At 64.7% G+C, this 18,481-nt stretch carries 17 protein-coding genes and 1 tRNA gene; 8 read left to right on the top strand and 10 right to left on the bottom strand.

Translation table 11 applies throughout. From position 1 onward, the window contains the following. Positions 1–70: 70 nt before the first annotated feature. From SCD90_RS04710 to hflX, 5 genes are all read left to right on the top strand, one after another. Positions 71–2,317 carry a sensor histidine kinase NtrY-like gene (locus SCD90_RS04710; protein WP_319843476.1) on the top strand — a complete coding sequence of 749 codons (2,247 nt, stop codon included), beginning with the start codon at positions 71–73 and terminating at the stop codon, positions 2,315–2,317. Beyond that, positions 2,314–3,681 (top strand): nitrogen assimilation response regulator NtrX, encoded by a 1,368-nt coding sequence (gene ntrX, locus SCD90_RS04705; RefSeq protein WP_319843475.1) that lies wholly within the window; start codon positions 2,314–2,316, stop codon positions 3,679–3,681. Before SCD90_RS04710 ends, ntrX begins: the two co-directional genes overlap by 4 nt. Positions 3,682–3,727: 46 nt before the next feature. Then, on the top strand, positions 3,728–4,591 hold the full coding sequence (locus SCD90_RS04700; RefSeq protein WP_319843474.1) for a D-amino-acid transaminase: 864 nt from the start codon (positions 3,728–3,730) through the stop codon (positions 4,589–4,591). An 85-nt stretch (positions 4,592–4,676) separates the two neighbouring features. Further along, positions 4,677–4,925, top strand: coding sequence for an RNA chaperone Hfq (gene hfq / locus SCD90_RS04695; RefSeq protein WP_319843473.1), 249 nt, complete (start codon positions 4,677–4,679; stop codon positions 4,923–4,925). Then, the gene (gene hflX, locus SCD90_RS04690) at positions 4,922–6,298 is read left to right on the top strand and encodes a GTPase HflX (protein ID WP_425265638.1); all 1,377 of its coding nucleotides are present in this window, start codon (positions 4,922–4,924) and stop codon (positions 6,296–6,298) included. The genes hfq and hflX overlap by 4 nt, the downstream gene beginning before the upstream one ends. On the opposite strand, the gene mazG is transcribed toward hflX, so the two are convergent. Next, positions 6,278–7,108, bottom strand: coding sequence for a nucleoside triphosphate pyrophosphohydrolase (mazG, locus tag SCD90_RS04685; RefSeq protein ID WP_319843472.1), 831 nt, complete (start codon positions 7,106–7,108; stop codon positions 6,278–6,280). The genes hflX and mazG overlap by 21 nt on opposite strands. A 101-nt stretch (positions 7,109–7,209) precedes the next feature. Here mazG and SCD90_RS04680 point away from each other — a divergent pair, with 101 nt between their 5' ends. Together SCD90_RS04680 and SCD90_RS04675 are read left to right on the top strand one after the other, a co-directional pair. Further along, positions 7,210–7,950, top strand: a complete 741-nt coding sequence (locus tag SCD90_RS04680) for a glycosyltransferase family 2 protein (RefSeq protein ID WP_319843471.1) — start codon at positions 7,210–7,212, stop codon at positions 7,948–7,950. A gap of 4 nt (positions 7,951–7,954) precedes the next feature. Beyond that, entirely contained in the window at positions 7,955–8,284 is a 330-nt protein-coding gene (locus SCD90_RS04675; RefSeq protein ID WP_319843470.1) for a lipid-A-disaccharide synthase N-terminal domain-containing protein, read from the top strand. Positions 8,285–8,531: 247 nt separating this feature from the next. On the opposite strand, the gene SCD90_RS04670 is transcribed toward SCD90_RS04675, so the two are convergent. The 8 genes from SCD90_RS04670 to SCD90_RS04635 form a co-directional block, all read right to left on the bottom strand. Beyond that, on the bottom strand, positions 8,532–9,329 hold the full coding sequence (locus tag SCD90_RS04670; RefSeq protein WP_319843469.1) for an MBL fold metallo-hydrolase: 798 nt from the start codon (positions 9,327–9,329) through the stop codon (positions 8,532–8,534). After that, on the bottom strand, positions 9,326–10,135 hold the full coding sequence (locus SCD90_RS04665; RefSeq protein ID WP_319843468.1) for a TatD family hydrolase: 810 nt from the start codon (positions 10,133–10,135) through the stop codon (positions 9,326–9,328). Before SCD90_RS04665 ends, SCD90_RS04670 begins: the two co-directional genes overlap by 4 nt. Beyond that, entirely contained in the window at positions 10,135–11,697 is a 1,563-nt protein-coding gene (metG, locus tag SCD90_RS04660) for a methionine--tRNA ligase (RefSeq protein WP_319843467.1), read from the bottom strand. The genes SCD90_RS04665 and metG overlap by 1 nt, the downstream gene beginning before the upstream one ends. A gap of 20 nt (positions 11,698–11,717) precedes the next feature. Then, positions 11,718–12,776, bottom strand: a complete 1,059-nt coding sequence (locus SCD90_RS04655) for a DNA polymerase III subunit delta' (protein WP_319843466.1) — start codon at positions 12,774–12,776, stop codon at positions 11,718–11,720. Continuing rightward, positions 12,769–13,416, bottom strand: a complete 648-nt coding sequence (tmk, locus tag SCD90_RS04650) for a dTMP kinase (RefSeq protein ID WP_319843465.1) — start codon at positions 13,414–13,416, stop codon at positions 12,769–12,771. The genes SCD90_RS04655 and tmk overlap by 8 nt, the downstream gene beginning before the upstream one ends. Beyond that, positions 13,416–14,615 (bottom strand): D-alanyl-D-alanine carboxypeptidase family protein, encoded by a 1,200-nt coding sequence (locus SCD90_RS04645; RefSeq protein ID WP_319843464.1) that lies wholly within the window; start codon positions 14,613–14,615, stop codon positions 13,416–13,418. Before SCD90_RS04645 ends, tmk begins: the two co-directional genes overlap by 1 nt. 73 nt (positions 14,616–14,688) lie before the next feature. After that, positions 14,689–15,768: a septal ring lytic transglycosylase RlpA family protein gene (locus SCD90_RS04640; protein WP_319843463.1), complete on the bottom strand. Its 1,080-nt coding sequence runs from the start codon at positions 15,766–15,768 to the stop codon at positions 14,689–14,691. A 226-nt stretch (positions 15,769–15,994) separates the two neighbouring features. Then, entirely contained in the window at positions 15,995–17,146 is a 1,152-nt protein-coding gene (locus SCD90_RS04635; protein WP_319843462.1) for a GGDEF domain-containing protein, read from the bottom strand. A 162-nt stretch (positions 17,147–17,308) separates the two neighbouring features. Between SCD90_RS04635 and SCD90_RS04630 the strand changes: the two genes are divergently transcribed. Next, a tRNA-Ser gene (locus tag SCD90_RS04630) sits at positions 17,309–17,398 on the top strand. A 486-nt stretch (positions 17,399–17,884) separates the two neighbouring features. On the opposite strand, the gene SCD90_RS04625 is transcribed toward SCD90_RS04630, so the two are convergent. Then, entirely contained in the window at positions 17,885–18,235 is a 351-nt protein-coding gene (locus SCD90_RS04625) for an AraC family ligand binding domain-containing protein (protein ID WP_319843461.1), read from the bottom strand. Between the last annotated feature and the right edge of the window lie 246 nt (positions 18,236–18,481).

The raw sequence follows: 18,481 nt of genomic DNA, 5'->3' as shown, positions 1-18,481 counted from the left end.
CGTATTCTGACAACAGTGTCGCGCGAACGCATCAGTGTGCGAGTCGCCGCGTCAACTGAAGGGCAAATTCTTGACTGTCGACACGATGACGCAGGAGCCGGTCGGTCCGACCGGTGTGCAGACACTGGTCGCCAAGGGCGGCCCGAGCCGCTTCGGCTCCATCGTGCTCGTGCTGACGCTGATCTCGACGCTTGCGACCTTCCTGATCCTGGCGAATCTCACGCCCATCGTCCCCAACCACAATGTGGTGGTGACGACCCTTTGCCTGAACGCGGCTCTTGGCGTCATCCTGCTGGTGTTGATCGTCTGGCAGGGCTGGGCGCTTATCCGTGCGCGCCAGAAGGGGCTCGCAGGCGCGCAGCTTCATCAACGCGTCATTCTGCTGTTCGCCATCGTGGCCATCACGCCGGCGCTGCTGCTCGCGGCCGTTGCAGTCATCACGCTGGATCGCGGTCTCGATCAATGGTTCTCGGTGCGCGCACGCGCCATCGTCGACAACGCGCTTGTTGTCTCCCGTGCCTATCTGGAAGAGCAGGCCCGCACGATTCGTGGCGAAACGCTTGCCATGGCCAGCGACCTGAACCGCGCCCGCCCGCTGTTCGATACCGAGCGCGAGCGCTTCAAGGAACTGGTGACGGTGCAGTCCACGATCCGTGGAATGCAGGCCGTCTACCTGCTCAACCGCGACATGACCGTGGTGGAACGTGCGGCCAATGATGGCGGGCGCCCTGTGCCCATGCCGCCGCCGAGTGCATTCGACCAGGCGACGGAGAGCGAGCCCGCCCTTTTGTCTCCGGGAAGCAAGAACCTCATCGGATCCGTGTTCCGTCTCGAGGGCTACGACGATCTGTGGATTTTCGCGGTTCGTGCAGTGGATCCTCGGGCTACGCAATATCTTCGCCAGACCGAAGCGGCTGCCGCTGAATACACGCAGCTCGAGCGTCGCCGTTTCGGCGTCCAGGTGGCGTTCGGCCTGATGTACCTCATCGTTGGCCTGACACTGCTGCTGGCAGCCATCTGGCTGGGCATGGCCTTCGCCAACAGGCTTGTGTCGCCCATCCGGCAATTGATGGCGGCGGCGGATCAGGTCTCTGCCGGCAACCTCTATGTCCAGGTCCCGGCAGGGCGGAAGGAAGGCGATCTCGGTGGTCTGTCCGAGACGTTCAATCGTATGACCGCGCAGTTGCGGACGCAGAGAAATGCTCTGCTGGAGGCCAGCGAGCAGATCGACGAACGTCGCCGGTTCACCGAGGCCGTGCTGTCAGGCGTGAACGCCGGCGTCATGGGCCTGACCGGCGATGGCCGCGTAACGCTCGTCAACCGCATGGCTGAAACGCTGCTCGGCAGCAGCGAGGCCGAACTGCTGAACCGGCCGCTTGGTGACGTCGCTCCCGAACTCGTGGAGCTGTTCGGTGAAGTGGTGTCGAGCGGCGCCCGCCTGCTGCAGAGCACCGTGACGCTGCACCGCAACGGACGCGAACGCACGGTGAATGCACGCGTCACCAGCGAACGTTCGGTGGAGGCGGAGCACGGCTACGTCGTGACCCTCGACGACATCACCGACCTCGTGACGGCACAGCGAACTTCCGCCTGGGGCGATGTCGCACGGCGCATCGCGCATGAGATCAAAAACCCGCTGACGCCCATCCAGCTGGCGGCGGAGCGCATCCGCCGCAAATACGGCAAGCACATCACGGAAGACCGCGAGGTGTTCGACCAGTGCACCGACACGATCGTGCGGCAGGTGGACGACATCAAGCGCATGGTGGACGAATTCTCGTCCTTCGCCCGGATGCCCAAGCCTATGATGGAGCCGGAGGACGTGTCGAAGACCGTCGAGCAGGTCGTCGTGATGATGCGTGTCGGCAATCCGGAGATAGACATCGCGCTGAACGTGCCGGAGCAGCCGCTGGTTGCGCCCATGGATCGCCGCCTGTTGTCCCAGGCCGTGACCAACATCGTCAAGAACGCGGCAGAGAGCATCACGGGCGTTCCAGAAGAGGAACGTGGACCCGGCGAGATCGTCGTCGATGTCCGCAACGCGGGCGGCCGTATCATCATCGACGTGACGGACAATGGCCCAGGCCTGCCGGCAGAGAATAGAAGCCGGCTGCTCGAGCCCTATATGACGACGCGTGAGAAGGGCACTGGACTTGGCCTCGCGATCGTCACCAAGATTCTCGAGGAACATGGCGGCGGCATCGATCTCGAGGACGCTCCGGCTGTGGCGGAAGGCGGGCAGGGGGCCCGTGTCCGCTTGTGGTTCCCCGCACCCCCACCCGCCACCACACACGAGCAGGCAGGCACCGAGGCATGACGTCTGACATCTTGATCGTCGACGACGAAGCGGACATCCGGGAACTCGTCGCGGGCATTCTGGAGGACGAGGGCTACAAGGCCCGCGTGGCCCGGAACTCCGAGCAGGCCGTGGCTGCCATCGAGGAGCGCCGTCCGCACCTCGTCTTCCTCGACATCTGGCTGCAGGGATCGAAGCTTGACGGAATGCAGATCCTCGACGTCATCAAGGCCGCGCATCCCGACGTGCCGGTGGTGATGATCTCCGGCCACGGCAATATCGAAACCGCCGTGGCGGCCATCAAGAAGGGCGCCTACGACTTCATCGAGAAGCCGTTCAAGGCCGACCGGCTGGTGCTGGTCGCAAGCCGCGCTCTGGAAGCCTCACGCCTCCGGCGGGAGTTGAAGGAGCTTCGCACCCGCTCCGGCTCCGCCGCCCGCCTTGTCGGCCGCTCCAGCATCATGAATCAGCTGCGCTCCACGATCGACCGGATCGCTCCGACCAACAGCCGCGTCCTCATCACCGGCGCTCCCGGCAGTGGCAAGGAGCTTGTGGCGCGCACCCTGCACGGGCTGTCCCAGCGCGCGTACGGGCCGTTCGTTGCCGTGAACGCGGCGATGATCACGCCCGAGAACATGGAGACCGCCCTTTTCGGCGTCGACAATGGCGAGGGCGGCACCCGCACCATCGGCGCGCTGGAAGAGGCCCATGGCGGGACGCTCTTCCTCGACGAAGTGGCCGAGATGCCGCGGGAAACACAGAGCAAGATCCTCCGCGTGCTGACGGACCAGAACTTCACGCGCGTGAATGGCGCGACGCGCGTCAGCGTGGACGTGCGCATCATCTCCTCGACCAGCCGCGATCTTCCGGCCGAGATCCAGCGCGGCACGTTCCGCGAGGACCTGTTCCACCGGCTTGCGGTCGTCCCTATCCGGGTGCCGGGACTGGCGGAGCGCCGCGAGGACATCGCGGAGACCATCGAGTACTGCCTCGACCAGATCTCCGGGCAGATGGGCCTGCCGAAGCGGATGATCGGCGAGGATGCGATGGCCGTGCTGCAGTCGCACGACTGGCCGGGCAATGTCCGCCAGCTCCGCAACAATATCGAGCGCCTGATGATCCTCGCGAGCGGGGATCCGGATGCCGTGGTCACCGCGAGCATGCTGCCGTCCGAAGTCGGCACCATGGTGCCGGTGACGCCGAACGGCAGCGGCGGAGAGCAATTGATGGGCATGGCGCTGCGCGAGGCGCGCGAGATCTTCGAGCGCCAGTATCTGATGGCGCAGATCAGCCGTTTCGGGGGCAATATTTCGCGCACTGCCGAGTTCATCGGGATGGAGCGCTCCGCGCTGCATCGCAAGCTCAAGGCGCTCGAGATCGGCTGAACCGCCGTCCGCTTCATCATCCCCGCACAATCTTGGAAAGCCAGCTGTGAGCCGCATCGTCTACGTCAACGGTCGCTACGTCCCCTATGCCGATGCGCAGGTGCATGTGGAGGACCGGGGCTTTCAGTTCGCCGACAGCGTCTATGAGGTCTGCGAAATCCGGGCCGGCCGCATTGTCGACGAAGCGCGTCATCTGGGGCGCCTGGACCGCTCGCTCGAAGAACTGAGGATGCCCGCACCCATGGCCGAAAGCGGGCTGCGCGTGGTCATCAGCGAGGTGCTGCGTCGCAACCGCGTGCGGGAGGGGACCGTCTACATCCAAGTCAGCCGCGGTGCGGCCCGGCGCGACTTCCTGTTCCCGCACGAGGCAACGCCACCGAGCCTCGTCGTCATCGCACGGGGCATCGACCCCTCGAAGTCGGCCAAGGCCGCGCAAAGCGGGATAAAGGTCATTACGACGCCGGAGACCCGCTGGGACCGCGTCGACATCAAGACCACGGGCCTGCTCCCCAACGTGCTGGCGAAGATGGCAGCGACGGAGCATGGCGCGAAGGAAGCCTGGTTCGTGGATCGCGACGGCTTCATCACCGAAGGAGGGTCCAGCAATGCCTGGATCATCACCGCGGATGATCGCCTGGTCACGCGGCCAGCCGAGCATGGAATCCTGCGCGGAATCACGCGGACGACGCTGCTGGACCTCGCGGCGGAAGAGGGATTGGCTGTCGAGGAACGGCCTTTCACGCCCGACGAGGTGAAGGCGGCGCGCGAGGCTTTCGTCACCTCTGCAACCAACATCCTGATGCCTGTCGTACAGATCGATGGCCATCGGATCGGCGATGGACGGCCGGGCCCGCAGGTGACAAGACTTCGCGCCCGCTTCCACGACATAGCGGCGTCGCGACCGATCTAGTCCGGTTTAGCTTGCGCACCAGCGGCAGCTTGCCTCTAATGCCCGGTGCCCCCGCCAAGAAGCCCACGGCGAAAGATAAGAAGAAATGGCCGAACGAGCTCAGAATCTCCAGGACACCTTCCTCAACAACGTTCGCAAGAACAAGATTCCGGTAACCATCTTCCTGGTGAACGGTGTCAAGCTTCAGGGCGTCGTGACGTGGTTCGATAATTTTTGCGTCCTGCTGCGCCGCGATGGCCATTCGCAGCTTGTGTACAAGCACGCCATCTCGACAATCATGCCCGGTCACCCCATTTCCCTGATGGATAATGCGGATGACGAGAAGGCAGATTGAGCGCTCCACAAGAACGACCGGACATCACCGGAGCTGAACACGAGGGCCGGGAGGGCAGCACCGGCCGCGCGGTCGTGATCGCCCCGTATCTCACGCGGCGTCCACGCGACGCCGCCGAGCCCATGCGCAGCCCCCAGGCGCGACTGGACGAGACGATCGGCCTTGCCCAGGCCATCGAGTTGGAGGTCGTGAGTTCGGGCCTTGTCCCGCTCTCTGAAATTCGACCGTCCACGTTTATCGGCTCCGGCAAGGTCGACGAACTCCTAGCCAACGTGAAGGCCGAGAATGTGGAGCTCGTGGTGGTAGACGCCGCGCTCTCTCCCGTGCAGCAGCGAAACCTCGAGAAGGGCTGGAACTGCAAGGTTCTCGACCGCACCGGCTTGATTCTCGAAATCTTCGGCCGCCGCGCGCGCACGAAGGAAGGCACGCTGCAGGTCGAGCTTGCACACCTGAACTGGCAGAAAAGCCGGCTGGTGCGTTCCTGGACCCATCTCGAGCGCCAGCGCGGAGGCTTCGGCTTCCTTGGCGGCCCCGGCGAGACGCAGATTGAAGCCGACCGCCGTGTCATCGGCGAGCGCATCCACAAGATCGAGCGGGAACTGGAACAGGTGCGCCGCACGCGCGGCCTGCACCGCTCCAGCCGCAAGCGCGTGCCATATCCGATCATTGCTTTGGTGGGCTACACCAATGCCGGAAAGTCCACTCTCTTCAACCGGCTGACCCGGTCGGAGGTGCTGGCCGCCGACATGCTGTTCGCCACCCTCGATCCCACGCTGCGATCCATCGACCTGCCGCATGGAACGCGCGTGATCCTGTCGGACACTGTGGGGTTCGTCTCGGAGCTGCCGACCATGCTCGTCGCCGCCTTCCGCGCCACCTTGGAAGAAGTGCTCGAGGCCGATGTCATCCTGCATGTGCGCGACATCAGCCATGGCGACACCGAAGCCCAGGCCGCGGATGTGCAGAACATCCTGAAGGAGCTCGGCGTCGATCCCGACAGCGACAGGCTCATCGAGGTCTGGAACAAGATCGACGTGCTCGATGCCGATCACGCGCAGAGCCTTCACGAAATCGCACGCCGCCGCGAGAAGGTGCCGGCTCTTGTCTCCGCGCTGACCGGGGAGGGGGCGGACGTCCTTCTCGACGGCATCGAGGCGAGAATTTCCGCCGGACGCGACGTGCTGAACCTGACGCTCGATGCGGCGGACGGCGAGGGGCTGCACTGGCTCTACGAGCACAGCGAAGTGCTGGCCCGCGACGACGGTGAAAGCGGGGAACTGCACCTGCAGGTCCGCGTGCCGCCCCAGCGTTCGGACGAGATCCGCCGCCGCTTCGGCTCCGATGAAGGCGCGCTACCCGGAACTTCCGGGTAGCGAACGCTCGGCCGCCTTGGCCTCGTTCCAGATGGCATCCATTTCTTCGAGGCCTGCGTCGGCAGTCGTGCGTCCCTGCGCTGCCAGCCGATCTTCGATGAAGCGGAAGCGGCGTTCGAACTTGGCGTTCGTGCGCCGTAACGCCACTTCAGGATCGGCTTTCACATGGCGCGCGAGATTGGCGACCGCGAACAGAAGGTCTCCGATCTCGCCCAGTCGCTCCTCATCGGTGGCCGCTTCGTCCAGAGCGGCTTCCACTTCGTCGGCTTCCTCGCGAATCTTCGCGAGGACCAGACGTGCCGAGTTCCAGTCGAAGCCGACTTTGCCTGCCTTGGCCTGAAGAGCCACGGCGCGGGAGAGGGGGGGCAGGTCAGCCGGGACGCTGTCCAGCAAGCCAGTCGCTGCGCCAACCCCGCGGGCGGCTTTCTCCGCCTTCTCCTCGGCCTTGATGCGGTCCCACGAGGCCTTCACGTCTTCCGCTGTCAGGCCCTTGGTGTCACCGAAGATGTGCGGATGCCGCCGGACAAGCTTGGCGGTGATGGCTTCCACAACATCCTCAAAGGCGAAATGTCCTGCTTCTTCGGCGATGCGGGAGTGGAAGACGACCTGCAACAGCAGATCACCCAGTTCCTCGCGCAGGTTCTCAATATCCCGCCGGGCGATCGCCTCGACCACCTCCGCCGCTTCTTCCAGCGTGTAGGGCGCGATCGACTCGAAGGTCTGCTTCAGGTCCCACGCGCAGCCCGTATCGGGGTCGCGCAGGGCAGCCATGATCGACAGCAGGTCGGCTATATCGCGGGAAGGGGTCATGTCGGCTCCGGAAGCCTTGCCTATGCGCTGGCTGGGGCCTAGGAGCAAGAGGACCGCCGGGTCTTCCGGGGCTGCACCGCTGCGCTGGTTCCTTGGCTGCCATGACCCTTTCCATCGATCCTGTCCCGACGATCTCCGTTGTGGTGCCTGCCCGCAACGAAGCGCGGAACCTGGAGACGCTGGTCGACGAGATCCACGCAGCGCTGCACGCGGAAACTCACGAGATCATCATCGTGGACGATGGCTCGACCGATGACACAGCCGGCGTTCTCTCTGCCAAGAAGGCGTCGGGCCAGCCGGTGCGCCATCTGCGGCATGCGCGGTCGCTGGGCCAATCAGCTTCGGTGCGAACGGGCGTGCTGCAGGCACGGGGTGAGGTCGTGGTGACGCTGGACGGCGACGGCCAGAACAATCCCGCCTATATCCCGGCGCTTCTCGCGGCGCTGAAAGAGGCCGGGCCGGATTGTGGACTTGCCATGGGCCAACGCACCCGGCGCACGGACGGCAATGTGAAGCGCCTGGCCTCCCGCGTGGCCAATACGGTGCGGCAGGCCATCCTCGACGACAATTCCAGCGATTCAGGCTGCGGCCTGAAGGCCGTGCCGCGTCATCTTTTCCTGACGCTGCCGTTCTTCGATGGCTGGCATCGCTTCACTCCCGCTCTGGTGCGCCGCGAAGGCTACGGCAATGTCCGGATCGAAGTGATCGACCGTCCGCGCGGCCACGGGCGCTCCAATTACGGCGTTCTGGACCGCGGATTGCGCGGCGTGCTGGACCTCATGGGCATGTGGTGGCTGCTGCGGCGTTTCCGCGGCCGGGCCGATGTCACGGAAATCGGGTAGGGCCATGTTCAGCCATTTTCTAGATTGGGCACATGAGAGCTTCGTCCTGAACCTGGACGGCTGGGCCTTGCTGGGGTTCGCGGCGCAATTCCTCTTCATGATGCGCTTCATGGTCCAGTGGATCGCCAGCGAGCGAGCGAAGAAGTCGGTGATACCGATCGGGTTCTGGTTCTTCTCGATCGCCGGCGGCCTGTTGCTGCTGGTCTATGCCATCCAGCGGCGTGACCCGGTCTACATCGCCGGCCAGTCGCTCGGCATGCTGATCTATGTCCGCAATATCTGGCTCATCGCCAAGGACCGGAAGCTCAGCCGCAATCCGCTTGAGCCGACCTAAAGACGTCACCCTCAGGGCCGGCGCCGATCTCATCCAGTGGAAAGAGGGCGGAATGCTTCGCCCGAGTGATGCGAACAGATCATCGCTGCCGCCGGAAAGATCGGCTCTGCACGACAATCCTTATGTCGCATAAGATATATTATGGAACTTAATTGATGCTTCTGCTTGGGGCGGAGCGGCTGTGCGCCGAGGGATTTCGCTGTCGTACCAGTCGCTTGCAGCCGTTTCTAGATGCGGGCGGCGCTTGTTACCCGTAGCTGATGGTGAGCCCGTCATACGCCGGCACGATGTGAGCCGGCAGTTGCGCCTCAAGCGCTCTGTAGTCGAGATCGGTGTGCAGGTTGGTCAGCACGGCTCGCTTCGGCTTCATCTGCTCGATCCAGCCCAGCGCTTCGGCCAGAGTGAAATGGCTGGGATGCGGCGCAATGCGCAAGGCATCGATGATCCAGACGTCCAGATCCCGCAGGAAATCCAGGCTCTCTTCCGGGATCGCGTTCACGTCCGGCGTGTAGGCCACATCGCCGAAGCGGAAGCCGTGGGCATCGACATTGCCGTGGACGAGCCTGAACGGAATGGCCTCGACCATGCCTCCGAGACCGTCCACGTGGATCTTGTTGCCATGGCTCATCCGGTGCTCGGTCAGGATCGGCGGATAATCGCTGCCGGGAGCCGACTCGAACAGATAATCGAAGCGGTTGCGCAAGGTCGGCGCAGTGTGCGGATCGATCCAGACGTCGACGCGCCGGCGATTGCGGATGAAGAGCGGCCGCAAATCGTCCACGCCGTGGCAGTGATCTGCGTGCTCATGGGTGAACAGCACGCCGGACAGGTCGTCCACGTCCTCGGAAAGCAATTGCTCCCGCAGATCCGGCCCGGCATCCACAAGAACCCGCGTTTCGCCGCGTTCTCCGGCCTTGCGCACAAGCACGGAGCAGCGCCGGCGGCGATTTCGCGGCTCGGCAGGATCGCAATTGCCCCAGCCGACTGCGACCCGTGGCACGCCGCCCGAAGAGCCGCAGCCAAGGATCGTAAGGCTGGTAGTCACAGCGCGGCGTCCTCGGAAAGCCCCAGAGCCGCGCGCGGTACCTTGCTGAAAAGCCTCGCGAAATTACGCGTGGTCCGCTCGGCGGTGAACTCGGCCGTCCACCCGCGCACATCCGCCAGCACAGCCGCCGTGTGGGCCGTGAAGGCAGGCTCATTGGTCTTGCCGCGATGCGGGATCGGCGCCAGAAACGGCGCGTCCGTCTCCACGAGGATGCGGTCTTCCGGCACTTCGGCGGCTATGTCGCGGATGTCCTGCGAATTGCGGAAGGTCAGAATGCCGGAGAACGACACGTAGAGCCCGAGTTCGACACCACGGCGGGCAAGTTCAGCCCCCGAGGAAAAGCAGTGCAGGACAGCAGGGAAGGCCCCCTTCCCCGTTTCCTCTTCCAGGATGCGGATCATGTCCTCGTCGGCCGAGCGGGCATGGATGACGAGCGGCAGGCCGGTTTCGCGCGATGCGGCAATGTGCCGGCGAAAGCTGGCGGCCTGCTGATCGCGGGGCGACTTGTCGTAGTGGTAGTCGAGCCCGGCCTCGCCGATGGCGACGATCTTCCGATGCTGGGAGAGCCGCACCAGTTCCTCGGTCGCGACGTCGGGCTCTTCGGCCGCCTGGTGCGGATGGGTGCCGACGGAGCCGAAGACGCTTTCGTGCGCGTCCACGATGGCTTTGATCTCTGCGAAGCGTCGGACGCGAGTCGAGATGGTGACCATGAGGCCAACGCCGGCCTCATGAGCACGTGCGACAACGCCGGCACGGTCCTCCGCGAAGTCCGGGAAGTCGAGATGGCAGTGGCTGTCGACAAGCATCAGGCGGCCGCACCCTCGTCCGGCTCGACATAGCGCGGGAAGATGGCTGTCGGTGCCGGCAGTTCCGTGCCGGGCTGGAGCCGTCCCTTCTCACCCAGCGAGGCGAAGTCGCGTGCATTCTCCGGCACATTCAGCACATCCAGAAGACGCGCGGAGGCGGTCGGCATGACCGGTTGCGTGAGGATGGCGACCGTGCGGAGCGCCTCCGCCGTCACATAAAGAACCGTGTTCATGCGGTCCGGGTCCGTCTTCTTCAGACGCCACGGCTCCTCACCTGCGAAGTAGCGGTTGGCATCGCCCACCACACGCCAAATGGCGGCCAGCATGGTGTGAAGGGCGAAGTCCCCCATGGCACGGCGGCATTCGTCCACCAGACGGTCGACGGAGGTCATCAGCGTGCGATCGGCTTCCGTGAAGGAGGACCACTGCGGCACCCTGCCCTCGCAGTTCTTGCCGATCATGGACAGCGAACGCTGCGCGAGGTTACCGAGGTCGTTGGCGAGGTCGGCGTTGATGCGCTGCACGATGGCTTCGTGGCTGTAGCTGCCATCTTGTCCGAACGGCACCTCGCGCAGGAAGAAATAGCGCACCTGATCCACGCCATAGGCATCCGCCAGCGCGAACGGATCGATGACGTTGCCGACCGACTTCGACATCTTTTCCCCCTTGTTGAAGAGGAAGCCGTGGGCAAATACCCGCTTCGGAAGCTCAAGACCCGCCGAGAGCAGGAAGGCGGGCCAATACACCGCGTGGAAGCGGATGATGTCCTTGCCGATGATGTGCGCATCGGCCGGCCAGAACTTGCGGAACGTCTCGCCGTTCTCGTCGGGATAGCCGACGCCGGTCAGGTAGTTCGTCAGCGCATCCACCCACACATACATGATGTGCTCGGGTGCATCCGGCACCGGGATGCCCCACTGGAAGGTCGTGCGGCTGATGGAGAGATCCTGCAGCCCGCCGCGCACGAAGCTGACGACCTCGTTGCGCCGGGAGTCCGGGCCGATAAACTCCGGATGCTCCTCGTAGTGCTTCAGCAGGCGATCGCCATAGGCCGACAGCCGGAAGAAGTAGCTCTTCTCCTCCACCCACTCGACCGGCGTGCCCTGCGGGCCGAGGCGGGTGCCGCCTTCCTGCAGCTGCGTCTCGTCCTCGGCATAGAAGGCCTCGTCGCGCACCGAGTACCAGCCGGCATAAGTGCCGATGTAGATGTCGCCACTGTCGAGCATCCGCTGCCATATGGCTTGCGAGGCCCTGTGGTGCTCGGGCTCCGTCGTGCGGATGTAGCGATCGTTCGAGAGGTTCAGCCGCTCGGCCATGCGCTGGAATGCGGGAACGTTGCGCGCCACCAGTTCGGCCGGGGTGATGCCGGCTTTGTCCGCCGTCTGCTGCATCTTGATGCCGTGCTCGTCCGAGCCGGTCATGAAGAAGACCTCGCGCCCGTCAAGGCGTTGGAAACGCGCAATCGCATCGGTTGCGATGGCCTCGTAAGCGTGGCCGATGTGAGGTGCGCCATTGGGGTAGGCGATGGCGGTGGTGATGTAGAATTGCTTGCGTTCGGGCATCGCTGTTCGCGTTCTAGGGATCAGCCGCGCTGGGCTGCGGCGAGGTCGGATACGATGGCCAGGACGAGCGGCCGTCGGTCGAGATTGAAGATGTCCGCCTCGCGGGCCGCACGGGCTGTTTTCTCCCACAGCTCCGCCCATCTCGCAAGGCTGACCCCATCTGTGGCGGCACCGGACCGGACACGGCTGTGGAGCCAATCGAGAACCTGCTCGACCACGACTTCGAAGGCTGCGGCGCCATCTCGGCCGGTCAACTGCTCGGCAAGTTCGTGCACCCGGAGGTAATCCACTTCGGGGAGCGCAGCGAGCACCTGCGCGAACGCGGCCCGGATCTCGATCCGATTGCCCTGAAGGAGCTCCACCGCACGGCGCACGGAGCCCCCCGCAGCCTCTGCCGCCTGCGCGATCTGCTCCGCGTCAGCATCGAGATCCGGGAGCCCACGGAGCACCGCTGCCACGTCTTCCGCCCTCAGCGGCTGCATCGGCAGCATGCGGCAGCGCGAGCGGATCGTCGGCAGCAGCCGCTTGGGCGTCGAGGACATTATGAGGAAGAGCGAGCGGGATGGCGGCTCCTCCAGCACCTTCAGCAGGGCATTGGCGCTGCTGATGTTCAGGTCGTCCGCGCTGTCGATCACGGCAACGCGCCAGCCCCCCTCGCCCGCCGTGGTGCCGAAGAAGTGGACGAGGCGCCGCGCGTCCTCCACGCGGATTTCGGCGGCCAGAGACTTGCGGTCCGTCGTCAGCCCCCGCCGCAGAATGAAGAGATCGGGGTGCGAAAGCTGCGCCATGCGTCGAGCGGCCGGAGCGTCGCCTCGCACGGACAGGTCCGTCGAGTGCTGGACGGCGGCCGACTTCGCATCGGGGTTGGCGAGGATGAAGCGCGCCAGCCGGTAGGCCAAAGTCGCTTTTCCGATGCCCGGTTCGCCCCCGAGAATCCACGCGTGGTGCATGCGGCCTGTCCGATACGCCGCGAGCAGTTCCGCCTCGGCCGCGACATGACCGACGAGGTTCAGGGTCTCCCGGGGATGCGGCGTTCCGTCCAGCCGGTCGGGTTCGAGGCCGAAATCAACGTCAGCCATGCAGCGCGGCCGCCAAAGCAAAGGTCTCGGCAGTGGTCGCCCAGACCTGCTCGGCGACCTCGTCCGGTGCCGGGCGCGCGTCCACGACGCGCACGCGCTGCGGCTCCTGGTGGGCGATGTCGAGGAAGGCCTGCCGCAGCGAACGGTGATAGCCAATGGCCTCCGCCTCGAAGCGGTCCGGTGCGCTCTGGCTGCGCTGCCGGGCACGTTCGAGGCCGATTTCCGCCGGAACATCCAGCAGCAGGGTAAGTCCCGGAACGGTGTCCTCCACGACCACGCGCTCAAGGGCGCGCAGCACGCGGGGATCAAGGTTCCCGAGGGCTCCCTGATAGGCACGGGTGGAATCGAGGAACCGGTCGCAGATGACCCACCCTCCCCGCGCAAGCACCGGTCGGATGGTGGAGCGCAGATGGTCGAGCCGGGCTGCCGAGAACAGGGCTGTCTCCGCGAAGGCGCCAAGGTTTTTCGCCCGCCCCGACAGGATCAGATCACGAAGCCGCTCGGCCTCGGGCGAGCCCCCGGGCTCCCGCGTGGCCACGACGTCCTCGCCCAGGGCACGCAGCCGTTCGGCCAGCAGGCGAGCCTGGGTGGACTTGCCGGTCCCCTCCCCGCCCTCGAACGTGATGAAACGCCGCGCCATTACATGAGCCGGCTGATCAGTGCGCCGACCGCGTTGGCGCCCAATTCGTACGTCGCGTCCAGCGCCTTCCTGAGCAGCGTGCCTTCCGGCACGTTCTCGTCCGCCAACAGGGGAACTTCCCGCTGCAAAAGTCCGTCGCGGAAGATGCGAAGGGATCCGACGCGATCGCCCTTCGCCACTGGAGCGGAGATCGGACCACGGTAGACGGCGCGGGCGACAAGGCGGCTGTCGCCATCCTTCGGAACCAGCATGTCTATGGCCTGGCCGGCAACGAGGCGCACTCGCGTTTGCGTGCCGCCAAACACCTGTGCCTCGGCAACAGGCGCACTGGCCTCGAACAGCTGACGCCCGATGTGGCCGTCGAAGCCGTAATCAAGCAAGGCCTTCGCCGCGCGGATCCGGGCGCCTTCATCCGGAAGGCCGGCAAGGACAGCCACGAGGCGCGCCTGCCCGCGCAAAGCGGAAATAGCTATCATGTGTCCCCTCTCCGCGACCGAGCCGATGAGGAGGCCGTCCACGCCGTCATAGCTGTTCAGGAGCGGATTGCGATTGCTCTGCCTGATGCGGTTCCAGTCGAGATCCGCTTCCGAAAAGACGCTGTAGCGCTCCGGATGCTTTGTCGCGAGGAACGCCGCGATCCGTGCGAGATCCCGCGCATTCGTCTGGGCGCCGGGTGCCGGGAGGCCGGTGGCGTTCACGAAACGGCTCGAGGTCAGTCCGATTTCCTGGCCCAACTGGTTCATGCGGACGGCGAATTCGGCCTCGGAGCCTGCGACGCCCTCCGCCAGTGCGATCGCAGCGTCATTGCCCACAACGATGGCCACGCCACGGATCAGATCCGCGACGGCAACCTCGCTGTTCAGCTTTGCGAACATGCTGGTGGTGCGTGCCGGGCCGCCGCCGGTGCGCCATGCGTGTTCGGTGATCTTGAAGGTCTGCTGGGGGCTCAGGCGGCCGCTGCCGAGTTCCTCGAATACCACCCCCAACGTCATCAGCTTCGCGAGGCTGGCCGGTGGGAAGGTCGTTTCCGAACCTTTGGCATAGAGCACCGAATCGGTGCCCACATCATAGAGGACCGCCTGCGCGGCTTCGCTTTCGAAGGCGTGCGCGAAGGACAAGGGAACGGTCGCGAGGACAACGCAGAGGCTCAGGCGCCGCAACGCGGCCAGAACGCGTTCCTTTTTCAGCCCTCGAACCATCTAACGCACCCGCCTCTCCGCGACTTCTAACGCGGACGAAGCTGGCGGCACAATGGAACAGATGGTGGGGAGGTCAGCGCGCCCCGCGCAGTCCCATAGGGCTGAACGCCATGCTTCCGAGCACCGGTTCGGACATCGGCGCCGTGGAGGCTGTCAGCGGCTGCGGCGAGGACATGCCCGCAAACCCCGCCGAAATCCGGCCGGCGATCTGGTCATCGGGTGTCGTGGCGGAAACGGGCGATGGCGGCGAGGCATCAGCCAGTTCCACAGGCGTCGCCTGTGGCACCGTCGCCGGCTGGCTTTGCTTTGCAGCCGCAGTTTCCGTCCTCGGGGCGGCGGCTGCAGGACGGACAGAAGCTACGGCCGTCCTGGCCGCAGGCGATGGCGCGACCGGACCAGCCGGATTGGTCGCCGTCGCTACAGCCGGACCGGCGGGAGCCGTTTCCACGATCTCCTCGCGCTCGGTGTCCGGCTCCTCGCCTCCCGGCATGAGCGAAGCCAGCAGCGTCGTTGCACGGTTGGCGATCTGGTTCAGCTTGCCGGGCTCGCTGTAGGACGCCATCAGCGTTTCGCGGTCGTCGGCCTGTACGGGCGCCGGGCCGACATATTCCACCTTCACACGCGCCATGCCCTTGCGGCGGAAGTCCAGCAGTTCTGCCGTGCGCTGCGAGACATCGACGAGGCGGTTCTGGTGGAAGGGTCCACGATCGTTCACGCGGACGATGATCGACCGGCCATTTGCCTCGTTCGTCACCCGTGCATAGGAGGGCAGCGGAAGGCTGCGATGCGCTGCGCTGATCGAGGTCGAATCGAACACCTCTCCATTCGAGGTGGAGCGGCCATGAAAGCGCGGCCCGTACCAGGACGCCGTGCCGCTCGCCTTGTAACCCTCGGGGCTATCGACCTTCCCGGCGACCTTGCGCGCGGCCGACTTGGCCGCAGGCTTGTCCACGAGGATGGAGGCAAGAGCCGCATCGGGCTTTTCAGTTCGTGCTGTCTGGACAGGCGCGGCGATCTGGGCGACCGGCTTCGGCTTCTCCACACATCCGGCAGCAAGGCCGGCCAGTACGACAGTGGTCAGGATGCCGCCGCAGCGGAACATGTGGCCTTTGCGGTGGTCCGCATGGTTCTGCCGTGCCGGGTCAAGCTTCATGCGGGGCATGTCTCCATGAAGGACGGTCCCTCCATTTGCCCTGTGCCAGAAAAGGCACGTCAGCAAACAAACTGGCGCCGGTCCCGCTTCGCCACGGAGTTCTGACCTGCTCTTTACGCTTTGTCAAAGAAGTCAGGGTTCGGGCACGTCTCCGCCGAGACGCCTCTGCCTAAGCAGCGCCGGCTCATGAGTGGACCGCGATCGTGACGATTGCCGGACTTCAGCCTCAGGCCACGAGGCGCATCGAGGCTGTTGCGATGCGGTTCCTGCCCCCGCCTTTCGCAGAATAAAGAGCCATGTCCGCCTGCCCCAAAAGGTCCGACAGAGCGGCCCCCGCTTCCGTCTGGAAGGTCAGTCCGCCACTGACCGTGCAACTCACCGACCCTTCATCGGTCCCGCAGATGTTCTTTTCGAACACGGCCCTGATGGTCTCCGCGTAGGCCATCGCATCCTCGAAGGTGGTGCCCGTGAGCACGACCGCCACTTCCTCGCCACCCAGGCGCGCTGCCATCGCCCCCGCGGGCAGATGCTCTGCGACGATCGCGGCGAAGCAGATCAGCACGCTGTCGCCCACGCCGTGCCCGTAGCGATCGTTGATGAGCTTGAAGTGATCGAGGTCGAAGATGATGACCGCAGTGCGTGCCGGTAGGTTTCTGGCGCCGAACCTCTCCAGCAGCGCACGACGGTTCATCAGCTTCGTCAATTCGTCGGTCTGGGCGTCGTGACGGTGATGGCGAGCCAGTCGGGTCTGGTGCAGCGCGAGCGATATGGCGCCGATGCCGGTGATCCCGATGATAGCGGAGATTGCGTTGTAGTACTCCGCCCAATTCTGCGGCGGCGCTGTCAATCGCAGGTTTCCGGCCGCAGGCAGGACGAAGGCGCAGCACAGAAACGAGATCGCGGTATTCACATAGAGGATGAGGAGGCCGGCAACCGCAGTGGGCGCCTCTGCACGGCACCGCCTGTATTCGTAGGCTGTGGCAAGGATGATAGCCGCCGCCGCCACATTGAAGCAGATGAACCCGATGCCGTCATGTCCCGCCAGGAAGCCGGGCGTGAAGGATGCAATGGCCGCGATCGAGGCAAGGATGACGCGACGAAGCGAGAAACGTCGGCGGCGAAACTGTCGCGCGGCGCCGAGGATGGTGGACAGGCCCACCGAAAAACAAACGAACGCCATCCAGGCGAACAGTGGCCGAAATTGAGCCGTGTACAGCCCGAACAATGGCACTCCGCAAGCAGCCGTAGCAATGCCGATAGCCCAGGTCAGCAGGAATGCCTCGGCGCGCGAGGACAGCCATGTCGCGATGAGCGTCAGGGCTAGCGCCGCCGCGGAAAAGCCTGCTGCAAGCAAGAGCGAGGTGTAATCCAGGAGCATCCAGATCGGCCGTATGCGCAGGCGTCGATACCGCCCTTGAGAAGGCTAGCCCAGGTAGGTTTTACGTCTTCTGAAGCTGTGTGCAAAAAGCCGTGCTTTTTTGCAATAAGTCTGTGGCCGCCGACGCTTGCCTTGCGTCGCGCTCTGTGGTGTTTGGGCGGCGGACGGATGGCCGAGTGGTTTAAGGCAGCGGTCTTGAAAACCGCCGTGGGCGCAAGTTCACCGTGGGTTCGAATCCCACTCCGTCCGCCATGTCGCCGTGCTAAGCCGCTGATTTTGCGTACCGGGGTGTGCAAGAGAGCGCACGAACCGGCCAAAGGCAAAGGCTTCGGAGACTGCCTGGCTGCCCAGAGCCGGGGCTCCGCAAGGTTCAGGCGGCAAGTGCCCCTGTTCGGCGGCCACGCTCGCCAGCACTTCCCTCACCTCGCCATCGTGCAGATGCCTGAGTTCATCGTTCCACAGCAACCGCCCGACGATAGATCAACGAAAGATGCAGCAACTACTCTGCGCGACCAAGCGTGAGCAGTTAATGATCACAGAGCTGCAAGGCCCGCGTATGTTGCGTCTGAAGACGCTGAATGGCTATTGTTCGACATCAAGAAGAACGCGCACTGGCCAACAATGAACTGAAGCTTGTCGCCAAGTCACCACCCCGAGCTGCAGAAACTTGCGGACGACGAACTTGCCTCTGTTTTGAAGCTGGTCAGTTAACTCCGGGAAAAGTCGCAGACGGAGGCGCTAATCGCGCGCCGTCCTCCAGTGTGGATAGGTCACGTAAGCGGTGAGCGCGCCTGCCTCGTGCGAGCGGATCGTCACCGTCTCGCCCTTGGGCATGTAGATGATCTCGCCCGGACCTGCCGTGACCGTGCCGGCTTCCGTGGAGACCGATAGCCGCCCTTCCAGGACGATCATCACGTCGTCGACGGCCATGGTCTCGGACAGGCTCGCCTCCGGCGCATAACGTCCGTAGCCGATGGTGATCGGGCCTTCATCCCGCTCGTCGACCAGATTGCCGACGAACACGTCTGCGCCCTGACCGGGCGAGCGCTCCAGCACGGTGTCGGCGAGTGTGAGCTTGCGAACCCTCATTGTGTTTCTCCCCATCGGGATGTGAGCTTTGCAGCGACGCCAGCGGCCAAGCCGAAGCCCGGGGCCGATCCGGCGATCCTGATGATCGTTCCGGGCGCAAGGTCTCGATCAAAGCTGCCGGTTTTCAGAGCATCCGCTCTGGTGGATCGCCAAGATCCGTAGATGTACCAGTCACTTGATCAGCTGTGGTCGAACAGATCGAGAAACCTGACCTGTTCACGGAACGTCTTCGCGCCTTCGCGGTTA

This window comes from Terrihabitans rhizophilus, assembly GCF_033898525.1.
Taxonomy (GTDB): Bacteria; Pseudomonadota; Alphaproteobacteria; order Rhizobiales; family Methylopilaceae; genus Flaviflagellibacter; species Flaviflagellibacter rhizophilus.
The sequence above is the reverse complement of the archived record's forward strand: the minus strand, read 5'-3'. Positions and strand labels throughout refer to the sequence as shown.